This is a genomic window from Pseudomonas sp. ADAK13 (genome assembly GCF_012935715.1).
In the GTDB taxonomy this organism is placed as follows: Bacteria; Pseudomonadota; Gammaproteobacteria; order Pseudomonadales; family Pseudomonadaceae; genus Aquipseudomonas.
This window is the reverse complement of record NZ_CP052860.1, coordinates 6,561,595-6,580,380: the sequence shown is the minus strand read 5'-3', so window position 1 is coordinate 6,580,380 and position 18,786 is coordinate 6,561,595. Positions and strand designations below refer to the sequence as shown.

The following is an 18,786-nucleotide window of genomic DNA, read 5'->3' as shown; positions in this document are numbered from 1 at the left end:
TCATGCTCAAACGCACACTCGGCAACAGCCAACTCGAAGTCTCCGCCCTTGGGCTTGGCTGCATGGGCATGAGCTTTGGCTACGGCCCCGCGGCCGACAAACAGCAGATGATTGCCTTGTTGCGCAACGCGGTTGAACAAGGCGTGACCTTCTTCGATACCGCCGAAGTCTATGGCCCGTTCATCAATGAAGAACTGCTGGGTGAAGCGCTGTCGCCGCTGCGTGAGCAGGTGGTGATCGCCACCAAGTTCGGATTTGCCCTGGACCCGTCCGGCAACGGCAAATGGTCGGGTCTCGACAGCCGGCCGGAGCATATTCGCCAGGTGGCCGAAGCCTCGCTCAAGCGCCTGAAGACCGATGTGATCGACCTGTTTTATCAGCATCGGGTGGATCCGAATGTGCCGATCGAAGAGGTGGCCGGCGCGGTGAAGGATTTGATTCAGGAGGGTAAGGTCAAGCATTTCGGTTTGTCTGAAGCCGGCGCCTCGACCATCCGCCGCGCCCATGCCGTGCAACCGGTGACCGCGTTGCAAAGCGAGTACTCACTGTGGTGGCGCAAGCCCGAGGCCGAGGTGTTGCCACTGCTGGAGGAACTGGGCATTGGCCTGGTGCCCTACAGCCCTTTGGGCAAAGGCTTTCTGACGGGCAAGTTCGACAGTCACAGCACCTTTGACAGCTCGGACTTTCGCAGCACGTTGCCAAGGTTCACGCCCCAAGCCTTACAGGCCAACCAGGCCCTGGTGGAGTTGCTGCACCAGGTCGCCCGGCGCAAACACGCCACGCCATCGCAAATAGCATTGGCCTGGTTGCTGGCCCAGAAGCCCTGGATCGTACCAATTCCGGGCACCACCAAAACCTCGCGCCTGACGGAAAACCTGGGGGCGGTCGAGGTGCAGCTCAGCGCTGCAGAACTCAGTGAGCTGGACGTCGCCGCTGCAAACATCGCGGTGCACGGCGACCGCTATCCCGAAGCCCTGGAACGGATGACCGGCCTATGAACACCCGTCTCGCCGCCACCGCACTTTCATTGTCCTTGCTGGCACTCGAATCATCGGCACAGGAGACCCCCATGCTGACCATCACACCCAACGGTTCCCAACCCTCGGCCAAAGGGCCGGCGGACTATTTCACCGGCACAGTGCGCGTCGACTCACCTTTCAAGGGCACCGATGCCGCGCGTGTCACTGGCGCCGTTGTCACCTTTGAACCGGGGGCGCGTACGGCTTGGCACACTCACCCGCTGGGGCAGACGTTGATCGTGACCGCAGGCCTGGGCCAGGTTCAGGAATGGGGCCAGCCCGTGCGGGCAATTCGCCCCGGCGACACCGTGTGGATTGCCCCCGGCGTCAAGCATTGGCACGGCGCCACGGCCAACACCGCCATGACCCATATCGCGATCAACGAGATGCTCGACGGCAAGGTGGTGGACTGGATGGAGCAGGTCAGCGACGAGCAGTACGCGGCGCAGTAAACGGCTTCAGCGCCGCAACTGCGGCGCGCTTTCAATGCAACTCACCAAAAACTCCATCACCACCTTCACCGAAGGCGAGCGGCGCATGTCGGGGTACACCGTCAGCCAGATATCGCGAACCGGGCCTTCGGTATTCGTTGCCAGCCGCACCAATGCCGCGTCGTGATCACCCACCAACGTGGGCAACACCACCGCGCCCACCTGGGACCGGGCGGCCATTTGCTGGGTGATCAGGTCGCTGGCGGCAAAGGCAATCGCGCGGCTGCCGCGTACCTGGTGCATCCATGCCTGTTGGGGCAGATGGTCACGGGTGGCGTCATAGGCAATGAACGCCCACTGTTCGGCGGGTAACCGTTTGAACTCGGGTGTGGCATAGAGCCCGAAGCGCACCGCGCCGACCTTCCTGCGCACCAGTGCCTCTTCATCGGGCCGCACCGTGCGCAGGGCAATGTCGGCTTCACCTTTGTCCAGAGCGGCAAGCGTGGTCGAGGACATCAGCACGATATTCAGTTTGGGATACTGCGCCCGGAAGCGCGCGACGTGGGGCGCGATGCAGTGGATGGCAATCGACGGCGGGCAACTGACCCGCACGGTGCCGGCCACTTCGATCGAGGCCACGCGGGACAGGCGCATCACGTCGGTGGCCATCTCGCCCATGCCTGCCGCCAACCTGGCCAACGCCAGGCCTTCCTCCGTGAGTGGCCGGCTGCGGGGCAGGCGATCTACCAGTTTGACGCCGAGGGCTTTTTCCAGGGCATCGACGCGCCGCCCCACGGTGGCGTGTTCCACCTGCAGCTCGCGGGCGGCCGCCGACAGCGACTGGGTGCGCGCCAGTACGGTGAAGTAATACAGATCCTGCCAGTCGAACATCGGGTTGTTTCCGCACGGAGGGTGGGAGGTATTGGGGAATTCTCGTACAGAGTGGTGCCTTTTACCATGGCGCATTCCCACCGCAAACGGAGTTGTCCCGCGATGAAAGCCCTCACCCTTGAAACCTACGGCGGCCCGGAGGTCGTTCAACTGCGCCTTGATGTGCCCAAACCCCAAGTGATGCCCGGCCACGTGCTGATCAAGGTGGCCTGCGCCGGGATCAACTTCATGGATGTGCATACCCGTCAGGGCAAGTACGCCCAGTCGGTAACGTACCCGGTGCGAGTGCCTTGCACCCTGGGCATGGAAGGTGCGGGTGTGGTGGTGGAAGTGGGCGAGGGCGTTAGCCATCTGGCGCCGGGCGATCGGGTGGCGTGGTGCATTGCCTGGGGCGCGTTTGCTGAATACGCCAGCGTGCCGGCCGCGCGGGTCGCGCAGATTCCGAATGCGATCGGCTTCGATCAGGCGGCTGCGGCGATGTTCCAGGGCTGTACGGCTCACTACCTGATTGAAGATGTCGCACGGTTGCAGGCAGGCAACAGCTGCCTGATCCATGCCGCGTCCGGCAGCATCGGCCAGTTACTGGTGCAAATGGCCCGTCGACTCGGCGCCACGGTATTCACCACCGGCAGCAGCACTGAAAAATGTGCGATTGCCCTTCAGCGCGGTGCTGATTACGCCTGGCCGTACGAGGGGTTTGCCGAGCGAGTCTTGCAGGCAACGCAGGGGCAGGGTGTGAACGTGGTGTTCGATTCGGTGGGCAAGGCCACCTTGCGTGAAAGCTTCAAGGCTTGTCGTACGCGGGGGCTGATCGTCAATTACGGCAACGTCTCCGGTTCGATCACTGATTTGGACCCGATGGAGTTGGGGGAAGCCGGCTCGCTGTTCCTGACCCGGCCACGGCTCAACGACCACATGGCCGACAGCCCGACCGTGCAACGGCGTGCCAATGCGGTGTTCGCGGCGATGCTTGAGGGTTCGCTGACGGTGGATATCGAAGGGCATTACACGCTGGAAGAGGTGCAGCAGGTGCACGCACGGATTGAAGCCAGGCAGCAGATTGGCAAGGCGGTGGTGTGGCTGGATCGTGAGCTGTGTTAACAGCGAGTGGCGACTTACGTTGGCGAGAGCGCTTGTGTGGCGAGGCTTGTGTGGCGAGGGAGCTTGCTCCCGTTGGGCTGCGAAGCGGCCCCAAAACCTGCCAACGGGTCTCCCCTGAAGAAACGCGGTGTATTCATTGGGGCTGCTGCGCAGCCCAGCGGGAGCAAGCTCCCTCGCCACAGGGTTTTGTGGCGCTGTTGGCGGTGAGTAAACAGCAGGCGAAAAAAAGCCGGCTGATCAGGCCGGCTGGGGGTGAACCGCGAGCAACCAGGGTTATGCGCGGTTTTCCATCAGGCGGTCTGCACCACCTTCAGCTACACGGTTGCCTTGAAGACGGTCAGCGCCACCTTCAGCTACACGGTTGCCTTGAAGACGCTCAGCACCACCTTCAGCTACACGGTTGCCTTGAAGACGCTCAGCGCCACCTTCGGCTACACGGTTTTCTTGAAGACGGTCAGCGCCACCTTCAGCTACACGACGTTCCAGCAACCGATCAGAACCGCCTTCCGCCACACGACGTTCCAGCAAACGGTCAGAACCACCCTCAGCCACGCGGCTGTCCATCAGGCGATCCGCGCCGCCTTCAGCGAGGGCAGGTTGAGTAAAGGCGCTTACAGCAAGTACCGAGAAAGCGAGGCTAAGCAAGAGTTGGCGTTTCATGAGGGTGTGCTCCGGGATGTCATTGGTTGGTATGGATGTGATGGTACGCGGTGGATTTTTTTAGAGAACTTCATTGCGCTGATGGTGACTATCGACGTCAGCGATGGCCCGTTTTCCCGGGCCATCGTGCCGACCTTTACGGCATTTCAGGCAGTTCACGAGGGCGCAGGTCGAACACCAGCACCTCGGCATTCTCGCCATGGCTCAGGTGAATCTCCCGCTCATCGCGCACTCGGGCACCGTCGCCTTCGTGTAAGCGCTGGCCGTTGACTTCAATGCTGCCCCGCGCCACATGGATGTAGGCGTAGCGCTCCGGGGCCAGGGCCAGGCTTGCGGTTTCAAAGCCGTTGAACAGCCCGGCATACACCCGCGCATCCTGGCGCACGCCAAGGGAGCCGTCGGTGCCTTCCGGCGAGATGATCAGCTGCAACCGGCCACGCTTTTGCGCTTCGGTGAAGTGCTCCTGCTGATAGCGCGGCTCGGCGCCGGCCACGTCCGGCACGATCCAGATTTGCAGGAAGTGCACGCCCTGGGTGTGGCTGTGGTTGAACTCGCTGTGGGCCACGCCGCTGCCGGCGCTCATCAGTTGCACATCGCCTGGGCGAATCACCGAACCGGTGCCCAGGGTGTCCTTGTGTTCCAGGGCGCCTTCGAGCACATAGGAGAAAATCTCCATGTCGCGGTGCGGGTGTTGGCCGAAGCCCTTGCCGGCGGCAACCCGGTCATCGTTGATCACCAGCAGGTCGGAAAAACCCTGTTCCCTGGGATTCCAGTAGTTGGCGAACGAGAAGGTGTGGAACGACTTCAACCAACCGTGATTGGCGGCGCCGCGTTCCGAGGCTTTGCGAAGGGTCAGCATGGGGTGTTCTCCTCAAGGGAAGCTGGCTGCGAGATGCAGGGCTTCGGTGTGAGGAGAAGGTTACTGGTTAGTGATAGGTTGATTAAGAAGCTGAAATCGGAATGACTGTCCTGTGTGGGTTGACAGTTGGTGGCATGCCATAATGCAAGGATTCCTCTCCCCGAACGGACAGTTCCTGACAATGAAAACCGTGGCCATGGTGCTGTTTCCCGACTTTCTGCTGCTCGACATGGCCGGGCCGCTGGAAGTGTTCTCCATTGCCAATCGCTACCTTGCGCCGTCAGCTCACTATCAGATCCTGACGATCGGTACCGAGCAGGGGCCACTGCAAGCCTCCAATGGCGTGGTGGTGCATCCCGATCTGCACCTGGACCAGGCCCTTGAGGCATATGACTTGCTGTTGGTCCCCGGCGGCCCCGGCGCCTACAACGAATGCCATCCCGCCCTGTTGCCCTGGCTCAAGGCGGCTGCGCCTCGTGCCCGGCGATTCGGCTCGATCTGCACCGGTGCCTTCGTGCTGGGATACGCCGGCTTGCTGGACGGCCAACGCGTGACCACTCACTGGCATTACACCGAGCGGCTGATCAAGGCCTTTCCCAAGGCCACGGTGGAGACCGACCGCATCTACCTGCAGGACGGCCGGCTCATCACCTCTGGCGGCGTGACGGCGGGCATCGACCTGGCGCTGTCCGTTGTTGCCCAGGACCACGGCAAGCAGGTGGCTGTCGACGTGGCCAAGGTGTTGCTGGTGGTCATGAAGCGCCAGGGTGGCCAAGCCCAGTTCAGCCCGATGACCGCAGCGGTGGCCCCCCAGGAAACCGCGATTACCCGGGTGCAGACCCATGTGCTGGAGCGGCTGGACCAGGCCTTTACCATCGAGTCCATGGCGCAACTCGCAGGCATGAGCGCGCGGCACTTTGCGCGGGTGTTTGCCAAGGAAGTGCAGATGACCCCGATGGCTTTCCTGCAGGGCGCGCGCATTGATCGCGCGCGGCACTTGCTGGAGACCAGCGACCTGCCACTCAAGACCGTAGCCTTTCATGCGGGCTTTGGCAGCGTGCGGCATATGCGTTTTCTGTTCAGTGAAAAACTCGGCTTGAACCCGACCCAATACCGCCAGCAATTCAGCTGATGGCCGTCTGGCGCACCTGAATGTCCGTGTGGATCCCTGTGCCAGCATTGTCCTGTCACGGGTAGCTGGCAAGATAGCCGTCAGTCCCATGGAAAAGGATGCGCAGGCGCCCAAGACCGGGTGTTTCAGCGCTTTGACGAGCATGCATAGCCTTCATACGATTGAGCCTGAATGTGAAGTGCGCTTCGGCCCCTTCACCTTTTACCCCCAGCAGCGCCTGGTGTGCGAAGAGGGCCGGCCGCTGCCGCTGGGCGGGCGTGCCCTGGACATTCTCGCGGTGCTGGTGGAGCAGGCCGGGCAGTTTGTCAGCAAGGCAGACCTGATTACACGGGTGTGGCCCAGCAGCGTGGTGGAGGAGAACAACCTGCGGGTGCACATCGCGGCCTTGCGCCGTGCCTTGGCCGATGGCCAGGGCGGGCGGCGTTATATCGTCAACCTGCCGCTGCGCGGGTACTGTTTTGTCGCGACGCAACCGATGCAGGCAGCACCGGCACAGCCCTTGCCTCACCATAACCTGCCGGCACGCCTGGTACCGGTGTTCGGCCTGGACCCGCTGGCGCATGCCCTTGCACGGCGCTTGCCGGGCCAAACGCTGATGACGCTTACCGGGTGTGCCGGCATCGGCAAAACCACCCTGGCCCTGTACCTGGCTGCACAGGTGCTGCCGCGTTATCGCGACGGCGTGTGGCGGGTGGAGTTGGCCGGTGTCAGCCAGCTATCGGGCGTGGTCCGCCAGTTGTCCGGGGCGCTCGGGATTGACGTTGAGCCGGGCGGCACCTTGCAAGGCTTTTGCCGGCAACTGGCGTCGCGGCATTTGTTGTTGGTCCTGGATGGGTGTGAACAGGCGGTGGCCGCGTGTCGCAACCTGGTGTTCGCGCTGCGGGAGATGGCGCCCCGGGTGACGCTGTTGTTGAGCAGCCGCGAAGCCTTGCATATTCCTGGGGAGTGGGTTCAGCGCGTGCCGGCGCTGGTCGTGCCGCCGCTGTCGGCATTGGCCGATGTCGAACAAGCGCTGGCTTATCCTGCGGTGCAGCTATTTGTCAGTCGCGCCCGGGCCAGCCAGCAAGGCTTTGGTTTGCGCAGGCAAGACCTGGCGCCCCTGCGGGATATCTGCCGACGCCTCGACGGCATCCCGCTGGCCCTGGAACTGGCGGCGGCCCAGGTCGATGCCTTGGGCGTCAAGGGCTTGCAAACACAGGTTGCGAACGGCTTGCTGGTGCTCACTGGCGGACGGCGAACGGCCGTAGGGCGGCACCAATCCATGAACGCGGCACTGGACTGGACCTACGATCGCTTGAGCCTGCCGGAGCGTTGGCTGTTCCTCCAATTGGGGTTGTTCAAGATGGCGGTGAGCCTGCCGACGCTGGGTGCGCTGATTGCCGGCACTGAGCTGGAGCATGCCGACTTGCCTTATCTGCTGGCACGGTTGGTGGACACCTCGCTGCTGACCGTCGAACCCGGCCCCGGACCTCGGCGTTATCGCCTGCTCAATTGCGTACGCGCCTACGCGTTGGCCCGTTTGGGTGACCCTGCCCAGGTGGGGTTGTTGCAGCAAGGCTACGGGCACTATCTGGGGGCGTTCTCAAGCCGGCAGTTTGTGGTGCAGTTCGTCGAGCAGGCGGCGCACGCTCACTAGGTCCGGCGTGGAAAACCCTTCGGTAAAGCGCCCATGAACGGCTTGCAACAGGTCGCGCGCGGCGGCGTGCCGGCCCTCGCGATGCCATAGCCGGGCCAGTGACAGGGCGCTTCGCAGTTCCCAGGCCAAGGCTCCCTGCTGATGCGCCAGCCCCAGCGCTTCCAGCAACAGGCTTTCAGCCGCCTGCACCGGGGGCGAGTCAGCCTGGTGCAGCAGGGATTCGGCCCGCACCCGCAGAATCTCCGCGGTGCACCAACCCGCATCGCCTTGCCTGGCTCGTTCGAAGCAGGCCTCATCCACGTCCCGAGTGTGCAGGGTCGCGACGATGTCCTTGATCAGGCCCAGGCCTTCGACGTGCTCCTCGTGCACCAGGCCGTCCAGTGCGTGGGCGTAGTGCCTGGCCCAGGTGTCGAACAGCAGCACCGAATGCTTGCGCGCCTGCTGTGACAACAGCTCCAGCATTGATCGGGCGGCCCCGTCGTCGCCGTTGTAGTGGGCGATGACGACACCCGCGAGGGCCAGTGTGTAGCAGATCGAGGTGCCGTGATTGATTTGCAGCGCCAGCTCCAGCGCCTGGCGGGCAGTGCGCCAGGCGCGCTCCGGGAACCCCTGGAGCCAGAGGATGCGTGCCAGTACCGTCAGCGACGCCACGCTCTGGTCGTATTGCACGCCAAATCCATGGGTAAACCGATTGAGGTGGCCGCTGTGGGCCATACGCTGCATCACCTGTTCGGCGTTGTGCCGCGCCAGGGCCTGGTTGCCGGAAAAATGTTGCGCCAGCACCCGCAGGCGCTGTGCGCTCAAGGCCAGCAGCGGTTGGGCGTTGGGGTCCAGGCGGTCGAAATGCAGGCTTTGGCGCAGGGCCTGGCGGTAGTTGCCGTTGCACAGGTTGACCGCCATATGGCCGGACACGGCCCTGAGTTGGCCGGCGACATTGTGGCTGCCTTCGGCCAGCTGCCGTGCCTGCACGAACGCGTTGATGGTCTGTGGGGTTGCGCCCTGGGTGTGATAGGAAAAGCTGCCCAGGGCCAATTGCAGTTGCAGGTGCAAGTGCGCGCAGGGAGCAGCCGATTGCTGAAGCAGGGCCAGGGCTTTGCCTACGTACAAACCATGCTCGGTGAGCAGCGACAACTCCTGCCACAACGGCATCGCGCTGACCGTCAAACGGATGGCCAGCAGCGGCGCGCCGTTCTGGCTCAACCCCCAGTCGAGGGCGGCACGCACATCTTCGCGACAGCCTGCATAACGGTCGAGCCACTGCCGGGTGGACACTTGTTCCCAGTCGGCTTGCGCCTGATTCATCAGTGTCAGGCACCGGGCGGCGTGTCGCTCACGGCTGGCCTCCAGCTCGCAGGCAGCGCTGAGTTTCTCCAGGGCGTAGGTCCGGGTGATGTCCAGCAGCCGATAGGCCACCGCTTCATCGCCCACCTCAACGTTGAGCAAGGACTTGGCCACCAACTGCGTGATTGAACCCAGCACCTCCGTCGGCGCAATGTGCTCACCGCCTATCACCGCCGCCGCTGATTCCAGGGTGAAGCCGCCCCGGAACACTGCGAGGCGCCGCAGGCATACCTGCTCGCAAGCGGTCAGCAGGTCGAAGCTCCACTCCAGGGTGGCGCGCAGGGTCTGGTGCCGGGGCAGGGCGCTGCGTCGGCCGCGGGTCAACAGGCGAAAGTTATCCTCCATCTGCACCCGCAAGCCCTGCAGGCCAAAGCGTTTGATTTGCGCCGCCACCAGCTCGATCGCCAAGGGAATGCCGTCCAGGCGTCGGCAGATATCGATGGCCAGGGGCAGTTCGCTGTCACTCAGTTCAAAGCCGTCCCAGCACGACAGTGCCCGTTCTACCAGCAATTGCAGCGCGGGATACGCCATGGCTGCGGCGCGGTCGCCAGTGGCCGGTGGGCATGCCAAAGGCTCCAGGCGTTGTACGAACTCTCCTTCTGCGCGCAGTGCTTCGCGGCTGGTGGTCAAAATGTGCAGATGGGGGGCATTGCGCAGCAGGGTTTCACTGATCAGCGCAATATCGTCGAGCAGGTGCTCGCAGTTGTCGATCACCAACAGCATCTGGCGCTCGCGCAGCAGGCCCGCCAGGCTGGCCAGCGGCTCGTGACTCGGTGGCGGGAGCTCCAGCAGGGCTGCCAGATTGGGCACGATCATCGAAGGCTGGCTCAGGGGGGCGAGGTCCAGCAGGCGAATGCCGTCGCGGTAACGTCCGATCAGCAATTCCGCCACCCGCAGGGCGACGGTGGTCTTGCCGATACCGCCTGCACCCGTGAGGGTGATGAAGCGGTGCCGAGGCAACTGGTGCACCAGGCTTTCGATCAGGGCCTGGCGTCCCAGCATCCGAGTGCGGCGCAGCGGCAGGTTGTGCCCGGGATGGCCCCCCGCGCTGTCGCCTTCCAGCGCCGTGGGTTCGATACTCAGGGGCGCCACGAAACTGTAGCCGCGCTGGGCCACGGTGACGATATAGCGCTGCCCGGCCTGGCCGTCGCCCAGGGCCTTGCGCAGGGCCGCCATGTGCACCCGCAGGTTGCCGTCCTCCACCACGGTCTTGGGCCAGACCCGGGCGATCAGCTCCTGTTTGCTCACCACCTGGCCGGCGTGCTCCAGCAAAACCAGCAGGATATCGACCGCCCGACGGCCCAGGCGCAATGGCTGGGCACCTTCCAGCACCACGCGCTGGCGCGGGTGAATCCGGTAGGGGCCGAAATGCATGGCCTGGTCGTTGAGGTTGCTCATGCGCGGTCTCTGGAGCGAGGTCTGTGGTGCATATTCCAGAGGTTTGCGCCGGGGTGCAATCACCACTAGGCGGCGATCACGCGAAGTTGGTGGTTACGCCAGGTCATCGGGTTCACGCCTTCGCTGCGGCTGAATATGTGGCAGAAGTGTGCCTGGTCGCAAAATCCGCATTCCTGGCTGATTTGGGTCAGGCTCAAGCCAGAGCTGATGATCAGCTCCTTGGCCCGCTGGATACGTTGTTGCCGAATCCATTCCTGGGGCGAGAGGCCCGTGGTGCACTTAAAGGCGCGAGAGAAGTGGCTGCGGGACAGGGCGCAGGCGCGGGCCAGTTCGGTGACCTCCAGGCTTTCCCCAAGGTTCGCCAGGATCAGCTGTTTGACCATGCGTTCGCGGCGGGTACACAGGCCGCCGGTAGCGGAGGCGTGCGCGTGCCGGTCAGGTGCGATTTGCTCAAGTCGGGCCATGACAGATTCCGTGGTCGATGGGAGCGTTCCCGGTGAGTGAAAGTCCAGTGTAGACGGCCGTATTCTTGGCGCCGGGCTGTCTGGCTGGCGAGTTAATCGTTGTTAATTTCGCCAGGTGACTGCGGAAAAAAGACAGCACAGGCATGCAATTGCACATGCCTTGAACGTGGTTAGCTGACGGGGTCCTCACCTTCCGGGAAACCCTATGAATCGCAACGACTTGCGCCGTGTCGACATGAACCTGCTGGTGATTTTCGAGGCCCTGATGTTCGAAAAGAACCTGACCCGGGTGGCCGAAAAACTCTTCATGGGCCAGCCGGCAGTGAGTGCGGCCCTGGGCCGGTTGCGCGACCTGTTCGATGACCCGCTGCTGCTGCGCAATGGGCGCGGCATGGAGCCCACGCCACGGGCCGTGGCGATCCTCAAGGAGTTGCAACCGGCCATGGACATCATTTCCGGCGCGGTCAGTCGCGCCAAGGACTTCGACCCTTCCACCAGTTGCGCGGTGTTTCGCATAGGGCTGTCGGATGACGCCGAGTTCGGGTTGTTTCCCCTGTTGCTCAGCCAGCTGCGCGAAGAGGCACCGGGGATCATCGTGGTCGTGCGGCGTGCGAATTACTTGCTGATGTCGGCGTTGTTGGCCAGTGGTGAGATCTCCGTGGGGGTCAGCTACACCACCGAGCTGCCGGCCAACGCCAAGCGCAAGAAGCTGCGGGATATTCCGTGCAAGGTCCTGCGGGGCGACGATCGGCCTGAGCCGTTGACCCTGGATGACTACTGTTCACGGCCCCATGCCATGGTTTCGTTTTCCGGTGACCTGAGCGGCAATATCGACCTGGACCTGGCACGGATTGGCCGGGCCCGGCGAGTCGTGTTGGCGGTGCCGCAATTCAGTGGGTTGCGGGCCCTGCTGGCCGGCAGTGAGATGATTGCGACGGTGCCCGATTATGCCGCGTGCGCATTGACGCAAGGCAGTGCATTAAGGGCCGAGGACCCGCCATTCGCCATCGATGCTGCAGAGCTGTCGATGGTGTGGAGTGGGGTGCACGACAACGATCCGGCGGAGCGCTGGTTGCGATCACGCATTGGCGAACACATGTCCCGGGCGCTTTAACAGAGCACGTACATCCAATTTTTACCCAGCGCCACACCCCACACTGCGCCCATCGCTCACGTATTCAGGGGAGGAGCACGATGGACTCAGCAACGCAGCAAGGCGGGCCGGACGAGGTGGTCACCCTGGTGGTCAAACACCGCATCAAACCTGGCCGCGAAGCCGACTATGAAGCCTGGCTACGGCGCATCGTGCGTATCGCCGGCGAGCGCCCGGGCCACCTCGGCGTCGACGTGGTGCGCAGCAAGCAGGGCGGCCTCGCGCTGTTCACCTGCGTGCTGCGTTACCGCTCCACCGATGACCTGGAGCGCTGGCTCGATTCGCCGCAGCGCCTGGCGTTGATCAACGAAGCCGCACCGATGTTGGCCGATGGCGACCAGACCGAAGTCGGCGCGGTGAACGAGTTCTGGTTCTCGCCCCAGGCCGATGCCGCTGCCAAGCCGCCGCGCTGGAAACAGGCGGTGGTCACGCTGCTGGTGATCCTGCCGCTGACGCTGCTGGTGCCGATCATCTGGGGCCCGGTCTTGCGGCTGCATCCGTTCCTGTCCAACTACATCGTTGCCACCTTTCTGGTCACCGTGACCATCGTCGTACTGGTGGTGTACCTGCTGATGCCGGCGGCCACCCGCCTGTTCGCTCCCTGGCTTGAAGCCTCTGTAAAGGAAACCCTATGAACGCTGATCTGATTCTGTTCAATGGCCAGTTCCACACCGTGGACCGTGAAAACCCCCGCGCCACCGCAGTCGCTATCCACCAGGGGCGCTTTGTCGCGGTTGGCACCGACGGCGAAGCCATGGCCCTGCGGGGCAGTGGCACCCAGGTCATCGACCTCAAGGGCCGCACCGTCATCCCCGGCCTCAACGACTCGCACCTGCACCTGATCCGTGGCGGCCTGAACTACAACCTTGAACTGCGCTGGGAAGGCGTGCCGTCCCTGGCCGATGCCCTGCGCATGCTCAAGGACCAGGCCGACCGCACGCCCACGCCGCAGTGGGTGAGGGTGGTGGGCGGCTGGAACGAATTCCAGTTCGCCGAAAAACGCATGCCCACCCTCGACGAACTCAACCAGGCCGCCCCCGATACGCCGGTGTTCGTGTTGCACCTGTATGACCGTGCCTTGCTCAACCGCGCCGCCCTGCGCGTGGCCGGCTACACCAAGGACACACCGAACCCGCCCGGCGGCGAGATTGTGCGCGACAGCAACGGCAACCCCACCGGCATGCTGGTGGCGCGGCCCAACGCGATGATTCTCTACGCGACCCTGGCCAAGGGCCCGAAACTGCCCCTGGAATACCAGGTGAACTCCACCCGCCAGTTCATGCGTGAACTCAACCGCCTGGGGCTGACCAGCGCCATCGACGCCGGCGGCGGTTTCCAGAACTACCCCGATGACTACGCGGTGATCGAGCAGTTGGCCAAGGACGAGCAACTGACCGTGCGCATCGCCTACAACCTGTTCACCCAGAAGCCCAAGGAAGAACTCAGCGACTTCAAGAACTGGACCGGCAGCGTGACCCTGCACCAGGGCGACGACTACCTGCGCCACAACGGCGCCGGCGAGATGCTGGTGTTCTCGGCGGCCGACTTCGAAGACTTCCTTGAACCGCGCCCGGACCTGCCGCTGACCATGGAGCAGGAACTGGAACCGGTGGTGCGCCACCTGGTGGAACAGCGCTGGCCGTTCCGCCTGCACGCCACCTACAACGAATCGATCTCGCGCATGCTCGACGTGTTCGAGAAGGTCAACCGCGACATCCCGTTCAACGGCCTGCCGTGGTTCTTCGATCACGCCGAAACCATCACCCCGCAGAACATCGAGCGGGTGCGGGCGTTGGGCGGCGGCATCGCGATCCAGGACCGCATGGCGTTCCAGGGTGAGTACTTTGTGGAGCGCTACGGCGCCAAGGCGGCCGAGGCCACGCCGCCGATCAAGCGCATGCTCGCCGAGGGCGTGCCGGTGGGCGCCGGCACCGACGCCACCCGGGTGTCGAGCTACAACCCCTGGACCTCGCTGTACTGGATGGTCAGCGGCCGCACCGTCGGTGGCCTGGAGCTGCACGCCGAAGGCTTGCCCCGCCTGACCGCCCTGGAACTGTTCACCCACGGCAGCGCCTGGTTCTCGTCGGAGCAGGGCAAGAAGGGCCAGATCAAGGTCGGCCAGCTGGCGGACGTGGCGGCCCTGTCGGCGGACTTCTTCAGTGTCGACGAAGAAGCCATCAAGTGGATCGAATCGGTATTGACCGTGGTCGGCGGCAAGGTGGTGTACGGCGCCGGCGACTTTGAACATTTTGCGCCACCCAGCGTGCCGGTGCTGCCGGACTGGTCGCCGGTGGTCAAGGTACCGGGCCACTGGCGCCCGACCTCAACGCTGCAGGCCCAGGTGCACCAGTGCAGCGGCCCGTGTGGCGTGCATTCCCATAGCCATGAACGGGCGCGTCTCTCGAGCGTACCGGTCAGCGACTTCCAGGGTTTCTGGGGCGCGTTTGGCTGCTCGTGTTTTGCCTTCTGAATCAACCCCCAAAGGAGTGTTCCCATGACTTACAAACGCCTGAACAAAGATGACGCCGTGGTGCTGCTGGTGGACCACCAGACCGGCCTGATTTCGCTGGTGCAGGACTTCTCGCCCAACGAGTTCAAGAACAACGTGCTGGCCCTGGCGGACCTGGCCAAGTTCTTCAAGCTGCCGACCATCCTCACCACCAGCTTCGAAAGCGGCCCCAACGGCCCGATGGTGCCGGAGCTGAAAGAGCTGTTCCCGGACGCGCCATACATCCCGCGCCCTGGCCAGATCAACGCGTGGGACAACGAAGACTTCGTCAAGGCAGTGAAAGCCACCGGCCGCAAGCAACTGATCATCGCCGGGGTCGTGACCGACGTGTGCGTGACCTTCCCGACGTTGTCGGCCCTGGCTGAAGGGTTTGAAGTGTTTGTGGTCACCGACGCGTCGGGGACCTTCAACGAAACCGTGCAACAGGCGGCGTGGGCACGCATGACGGCGGCCGGTGCACAGCTGGTGAACTGGTTCTCGGTGGCCTGCGAGCTGCAGGTGGACTGGCGCAACGACATGGAAGGCCTGGCGAATCTGCTGTCGCCGCGCATTCCCAACTATCGCAACCTGATGAACAGCTACTCGGCACTGGCGGCCAAGTAACCTCAGGGCCGAAGCAACCTCCTTGTGGCGAGGGAGCTTGCTGTGGCGAGGGAGCTTGCTCCCGCTGGGCTGCGTAGCGGCCCCAAAAATCCTGGGAGCGCTTCGCACTCCAGCGGGAGCAAGCTCCCTCGCCACAGGGGTATCGATATTTGATTGGTGGTGATGCGACAACCCGGTTATAAAGAGCTTCAGCGTCCACCGAGAAGCGACAATGAACCCCTTCGAAGACATGCGCCTGTTTTGCCAGGTCATGGAATCCGGCAGTTTCACCGCCGCCGCCGAACACCTTGGGCTGTCCAAGCAATTTGTCAGCCGTCGCCTGATCCAGCTGGAAGAGCGCCTGGGCGTACGCCTGCTCAACCGCTCCACCCGCCGCCTGGACGTCACGCCCCTGGGCCAGAGTTACTACGAATCCGCCTTGCGCCTGCTCAGTGAAGTCGAGCAAGTGGAGCAGGGCATCGCCGGCCAGAACACCGACCCCCGTGGCACCATTCGCCTGAGTGCGCCCTTGTCGTTCGCCATGGCACACCTGGGCAGCCTGTTGCCGCTGTTCCTGCAACGCCACCCTCACGTCACCGTGGAAGTGGACCTCAGCGACCGCCCGGTAGACCTGATCAGCGAAGGCTACGACCTGGTGCTGCGCATCGGCATCCTTGAAGACTCGACCCTGATCGCCCGGCGCATCGCCAGCGTGCAACGCGTGTACTGCGCCAGCCCGGATTACCTGGCACACCACGGTACACCGCAACGCCCCGACGACCTGGCCGACCACCAATGCCTGCCTTACGGCCATGGCCGCCAGGTGCAATGGCACTTCAAGGTTGACGGTAAACCCCACACCCGCAATGTCAGCGGGCGTATGCGGGTCAACAACGGCGAGTTGCTGTGCGAAGCCGCGATAGCAGGATTGGGCATCACCTACCTGCCGAACTTTATCGTCGCCCAAGCCCTGCAGGACGGCCGGCTGGTGACACTGCTGGACGACTTCGCGCCCGAGTCCCTGACCCTTTCCGCCGTGTACCCCCAGCACCGCCAGAGCTCGCGCCCGGTGCAGGCGTTGATCGAGTTCCTGCGTGAACGCCTGGCCGGCGGTTGCTAAATCAGAACGCGTACTGCACCCGGCTGTAGTAATACCCGCCGGTAAACCCGAACGGCGAATAACTGCCCCAGTTGTCGCCGAAAGAAGAGTTCTTCACGCCGATGTGATCCGGGTATTTGTCGAACAGGTTCTGCGCACCCACCGCTACGGTCAGTTGCCGGGTGATGGCGTAGGCCACGTCGAGGTCGGTGATCCACTTGGCCGAATACGTGCGGTCCAGGCTCGGGTCGCTGGAGCTGTTGACCTCGGTGTAGGTGCCGTAGCGGGTCAGGCGCAGGTTGACGTCGAAGTCGTGGATCGCCCAGTCGGCAGAGAAAATCATCTTGCTGCTGGGTGAGGTCTTGGTGATCAGTGCCCGCGACTGGCGGCCCATCAACTGGAAGTTACCCAGGGCGGCGAGCTGCGCCGGGGTGTCGTTGACGCTGAGGATCTGCGTGTGGTTGTAGTTCAGCGCCGCCGTCCATTTCACCGAGCCGTAGCGGTCGAGGTTTTGCCGGTAGTTGCCCACCACGTCCACGCCGGAGGTGCGGGTGTTGGCGCCATTGGTGAAGTACTGCGCGCCCGCCGTGGCCGGTACGCCGATGCCGTCCAGCAGCGCCGCAATGCCCGGGCCCTGGAAGCGTTCGCTGAGCACCAGGCGGTCCCGCAGGTTGATCACGTAGCCGTCCACCGTCAGGCTCAGGTCGTCGCTTGGAGTCACGGCGAAACCGAGGCTGAAGTTGGTCGAACGCTCCGGCTTCAGTGACTTGGCGCCGAGTGCCTGGGCGCCGGCGGAATCCACCGGCAGGATCACGTAGTTATACGACTGGTACACCCCGTTGATGGTGTCGAACCCGGTGGAGCGCGCGGTGAAGATCTCGTTGGCCAGTGACGGCGCGCGAAAGCCGTTGCTCACGGTGCCGCGCAGGGCGAACACCGGGTTGAACGCATACCGGGTGCTGAGCTTGCCACTGCGGGTGCCGCCGACGCCTTCGTTGTAATGCTCGTAGCGCCCGGCCACGCCGACGTACCACTGTTCGGTGGGGTAGAAACCCAGGTCCACATAGCTGGCGAGGCTGTTGCGGCTGATCTTCTGCGCGTCTTCCGGGCGGATACCGTTGGTGACCTGAGCCCCCGGATCAGGGCGCTGCCCGGCCCGCGGATGGCCCGCCGGGAACACGTAGCCGCCATCGATATACGAGGCCTCCGAGCCGGCGCGTGTCTCGTAGCTTTCGCGCCGGTGCTCCAGGCCGAACGCCACGTCCAGCGGCTTGGCCAGGCCGATCTCGTAGTTGTTTTTCAGGTCCAGGTTGGTGGTGAGCTGATCGGCAATGTAGATGCCGGAGGTAAACGTGTTCGGCGTGCTTTCACCCAGGGACGGGTTTTGGTTGTCGTAGGTGCGCTGCTTGGCGTAGTTGCGCCCGTAGGTGCTGCTCAAGTCCCAGGCCCAACCGCCGCCGAGGTCGTTGCCCTTGGCACCGAAGGCCGATTGAAAGTCGGTCTCGTTGACCAGCCAGTACGGGCTGTAGCCATCGGGGTAACCATTGGGCCCGGTGGTGATGGTGTTGCGGCCATTGGGCAGGCGGAAGTTCTGGCCGTCGTTGTTCTCCCGGGTGGCCAGGGTGGAGAACGAGTACAGCGTCAGGTCATCGTTCAGCGGCAGGTCGAGGTTGTACGCCACATCGGCCAGTTGGCTGCGGGGCGAACCATAGCCTTTGTAGGTGTGGTGGCTGGAGGTGGCTTCGCGCGGGTCGGGGGAGCCATCGGCCAGCGGGTAGTAATGGCTGCTGTAGCCGTTGCTGCCGGCCTTGTTGTCGCGCTCCTGGTAGCGGGTGTCGAGGGACACGTTGAGCACCCCGGCTTCGCCCACCTGGAAGCCATAATTCAGCGCCTCCTGGCCGGTGCCGCGCTTGCCGTCGTAGTTCTGGCCCAGGGTGGTGTCGGAACTGCCGCCGGTGGTCTGCTTGAGGATGATATTGATCACCCCTGAAATCGCATCCGAACCGTACTGGGCGGCGGCGCCGTCGCGCAGCACTTCCACATGGTCGATGGCAGCCACCGGGATCAGGTCCAGGTCGCTGGGGGCGGCGCCGCTGTTGATGCCGTTGATGTTCAGGGTGGCGCTGGTGTGCCGGCGTTTGCCGTTGACCAGCACCAGCACGTGGGAGGCGGTGAGGCCGCGCAGCGTGGCCGAGCGCACCACGCCGCTGGCATCCCAGCCGGCGCGGTCCGGCAGGTTGAAGGACGGAATGAGCTTGCCCAATGCCTCCAGCAGACTCGGCTTGCCCACGGCCCGCAGCTGCTCGCCGCTGATCACATCAATCGGTGTTGGGCTGGTGGTGACCGTGCGTTGTTCGGCGCCACGGTTGCCGGTGACCACCACGGTGTCGAGGGTGGGGGAGCGGTCTTCGGCGGATTCGACGCCGAAGGACGCCAGGCCGCACGCCAGCGAGAGCGGCAGCAATAAGGGACGGCTATGCATGAGAGTGAAGCTCCTTGGTCTCAGATGTT

The 18,786-nt window shown here is 63.8% G+C and carries 16 protein-coding genes; 10 read left to right on the top strand and 6 right to left on the bottom strand.

Features of this window, described 5'->3' with window-relative positions:
- Positions 1-2: 2 nt before the first annotated feature.
- Both HKK54_RS30395 and HKK54_RS30390 read left to right on the top strand, forming a co-directional pair.
- The gene (locus HKK54_RS30395) at positions 3-998 is read left to right on the top strand and encodes an aldo/keto reductase (protein WP_169388875.1); all 996 of its coding nucleotides are present in this window, start codon (positions 3-5) and stop codon (positions 996-998) included.
- A 71-nt stretch (positions 999-1,069) separates the two neighbouring features.
- Entirely contained in the window at positions 1,070-1,471 is a 402-nt protein-coding gene (locus HKK54_RS30390) for a (R)-mandelonitrile lyase (protein WP_178121010.1), read from the top strand.
- A 6-nt stretch (positions 1,472-1,477) separates the two neighbouring features.
- On the opposite strand, the gene HKK54_RS30385 is transcribed toward HKK54_RS30390, so the two are convergent.
- Positions 1,478-2,341 (bottom strand): LysR family transcriptional regulator, encoded by an 864-nt coding sequence (locus tag HKK54_RS30385; protein WP_169388873.1) that lies wholly within the window; start codon positions 2,339-2,341, stop codon positions 1,478-1,480.
- A 102-nt stretch (positions 2,342-2,443) separates the two neighbouring features.
- Here HKK54_RS30385 and HKK54_RS30380 point away from each other — a divergent pair, with 102 nt between their 5' ends.
- Positions 2,444-3,442, top strand: coding sequence for a quinone oxidoreductase family protein (locus tag HKK54_RS30380; RefSeq protein ID WP_169388872.1), 999 nt, complete (start codon positions 2,444-2,446; stop codon positions 3,440-3,442).
- A gap of 273 nt (positions 3,443-3,715) precedes the next feature.
- On the opposite strand, the gene HKK54_RS30375 is transcribed toward HKK54_RS30380, so the two are convergent.
- Both HKK54_RS30375 and HKK54_RS30370 read right to left on the bottom strand, forming a co-directional pair.
- The gene (locus tag HKK54_RS30375; RefSeq protein ID WP_169388871.1) at positions 3,716-4,102 is read right to left on the bottom strand and encodes a phage infection protein; all 387 of its coding nucleotides are present in this window, start codon (positions 4,100-4,102) and stop codon (positions 3,716-3,718) included.
- 136 nt (positions 4,103-4,238) lie between these two features.
- The gene (locus HKK54_RS30370; protein ID WP_010171992.1) at positions 4,239-4,961 is read right to left on the bottom strand and encodes a pirin family protein; all 723 of its coding nucleotides are present in this window, start codon (positions 4,959-4,961) and stop codon (positions 4,239-4,241) included.
- 181 nt (positions 4,962-5,142) lie between these two features.
- Between HKK54_RS30370 and HKK54_RS30365 the strand changes: the two genes are divergently transcribed.
- Positions 5,143-6,093, top strand: a complete 951-nt coding sequence (locus HKK54_RS30365; RefSeq protein ID WP_169388870.1) for a GlxA family transcriptional regulator — start codon at positions 5,143-5,145, stop codon at positions 6,091-6,093.
- 88 nt (positions 6,094-6,181) lie between these two features.
- Complete coding sequence (locus tag HKK54_RS30360) at positions 6,182-7,729, top strand: ATP-binding protein (protein WP_169388869.1); 1,548 nt, start codon at positions 6,182-6,184, stop codon at positions 7,727-7,729.
- Here HKK54_RS30360 and HKK54_RS30355 read toward each other — a convergent pair.
- Entirely contained in the window at positions 7,676-10,468 is a 2,793-nt protein-coding gene (locus HKK54_RS30355) for an ATP-binding protein (RefSeq protein WP_169388868.1), read from the bottom strand. The genes HKK54_RS30360 and HKK54_RS30355 overlap by 54 nt on opposite strands.
- Before the next feature lie 65 nt (positions 10,469-10,533).
- Positions 10,534-10,932, bottom strand: coding sequence for a helix-turn-helix domain-containing protein (locus tag HKK54_RS30350; RefSeq protein ID WP_010171985.1), 399 nt, complete (start codon positions 10,930-10,932; stop codon positions 10,534-10,536).
- Positions 10,933-11,137: 205 nt separating this feature from the next.
- On the opposite strand from HKK54_RS30350, the gene HKK54_RS30345 reads away from it, so the two are divergent.
- The 5 genes from HKK54_RS30345 to HKK54_RS30325 all read left to right on the top strand — a co-directional run bounded on the left by HKK54_RS30345 (position 11,138) and on the right by HKK54_RS30325 (position 16,296).
- Positions 11,138-12,046: a LysR family transcriptional regulator gene (locus HKK54_RS30345; RefSeq protein ID WP_010171983.1), complete on the top strand. Its 909-nt coding sequence runs from the start codon at positions 11,138-11,140 to the stop codon at positions 12,044-12,046.
- 80 nt (positions 12,047-12,126) lie between these two features.
- The gene (locus tag HKK54_RS30340; protein ID WP_010171982.1) at positions 12,127-12,720 is read left to right on the top strand and encodes an antibiotic biosynthesis monooxygenase; all 594 of its coding nucleotides are present in this window, start codon (positions 12,127-12,129) and stop codon (positions 12,718-12,720) included.
- Entirely contained in the window at positions 12,717-14,555 is a 1,839-nt protein-coding gene (locus HKK54_RS30335) for an amidohydrolase (RefSeq protein ID WP_010171980.1), read from the top strand. Before HKK54_RS30340 ends, HKK54_RS30335 begins: the two co-directional genes overlap by 4 nt.
- 24 nt (positions 14,556-14,579) lie before the next feature.
- The gene (gene ycaC / locus HKK54_RS30330) at positions 14,580-15,197 is read left to right on the top strand and encodes an isochorismate family cysteine hydrolase YcaC (protein WP_010171978.1); all 618 of its coding nucleotides are present in this window, start codon (positions 14,580-14,582) and stop codon (positions 15,195-15,197) included.
- Positions 15,198-15,408: 211 nt separating this feature from the next.
- Positions 15,409-16,296 (top strand): LysR family transcriptional regulator, encoded by an 888-nt coding sequence (locus HKK54_RS30325; RefSeq protein ID WP_169388867.1) that lies wholly within the window; start codon positions 15,409-15,411, stop codon positions 16,294-16,296.
- A gap of 1 nt (position 16,297) precedes the next feature.
- On the opposite strand, the gene HKK54_RS30320 is transcribed toward HKK54_RS30325, so the two are convergent.
- Positions 16,298-18,757: a TonB-dependent receptor plug domain-containing protein gene (locus HKK54_RS30320; protein WP_010171974.1), complete on the bottom strand. Its 2,460-nt coding sequence runs from the start codon at positions 18,755-18,757 to the stop codon at positions 16,298-16,300.
- Positions 18,758-18,786 lie beyond the last annotated feature (29 nt).

Excerpts from the sequence above, each read along its gene's own strand:
- HKK54_RS30395 (WP_169388875.1), top strand. The coding sequence starts at position 3 with ATGCTCAAACGCACACTCGGCAACAGCCAACTCGAAGTCTCCGCCCTT.
- HKK54_RS30390 (WP_178121010.1), top strand. The coding sequence starts at position 1,070 with ATGCTGACCATCACACCCAACGGTTCCCAACCCTCGGCCAAAGGGCCG.
- HKK54_RS30385 (WP_169388873.1), bottom strand. The coding sequence starts at position 2,341 with ATGTTCGACTGGCAGGATCTGTATTACTTCACCGTACTGGCGCGCACC.
- HKK54_RS30380 (WP_169388872.1), top strand. The coding sequence starts at position 2,444 with ATGAAAGCCCTCACCCTTGAAACCTACGGCGGCCCGGAGGTCGTTCAA.
- HKK54_RS30375 (WP_169388871.1), bottom strand. The coding sequence starts at position 4,102 with ATGAAACGCCAACTCTTGCTTAGCCTCGCTTTCTCGGTACTTGCTGTA.
- HKK54_RS30370 (WP_010171992.1), bottom strand. The coding sequence starts at position 4,961 with ATGCTGACCCTTCGCAAAGCCTCGGAACGCGGCGCCGCCAATCACGGT.
- HKK54_RS30365 (WP_169388870.1), top strand. The coding sequence starts at position 5,143 with ATGAAAACCGTGGCCATGGTGCTGTTTCCCGACTTTCTGCTGCTCGAC.
- HKK54_RS30360 (WP_169388869.1), top strand. The coding sequence starts at position 6,182 with ATGGAAAAGGATGCGCAGGCGCCCAAGACCGGGTGTTTCAGCGCTTTG.
- HKK54_RS30355 (WP_169388868.1), bottom strand. The coding sequence starts at position 10,468 with ATGAGCAACCTCAACGACCAGGCCATGCATTTCGGCCCCTACCGGATT.
- HKK54_RS30350 (WP_010171985.1), bottom strand. The coding sequence starts at position 10,932 with ATGGCCCGACTTGAGCAAATCGCACCTGACCGGCACGCGCACGCCTCC.
- HKK54_RS30345 (WP_010171983.1), top strand. The coding sequence starts at position 11,138 with ATGAATCGCAACGACTTGCGCCGTGTCGACATGAACCTGCTGGTGATT.
- HKK54_RS30340 (WP_010171982.1), top strand. The coding sequence starts at position 12,127 with ATGGACTCAGCAACGCAGCAAGGCGGGCCGGACGAGGTGGTCACCCTG.
- HKK54_RS30335 (WP_010171980.1), top strand. The coding sequence starts at position 12,717 with ATGAACGCTGATCTGATTCTGTTCAATGGCCAGTTCCACACCGTGGAC.
- ycaC (WP_010171978.1), top strand. The coding sequence starts at position 14,580 with ATGACTTACAAACGCCTGAACAAAGATGACGCCGTGGTGCTGCTGGTG.
- HKK54_RS30325 (WP_169388867.1), top strand. The coding sequence starts at position 15,409 with ATGAACCCCTTCGAAGACATGCGCCTGTTTTGCCAGGTCATGGAATCC.
- HKK54_RS30320 (WP_010171974.1), bottom strand. The coding sequence starts at position 18,757 with ATGCATAGCCGTCCCTTATTGCTGCCGCTCTCGCTGGCGTGCGGCCTG.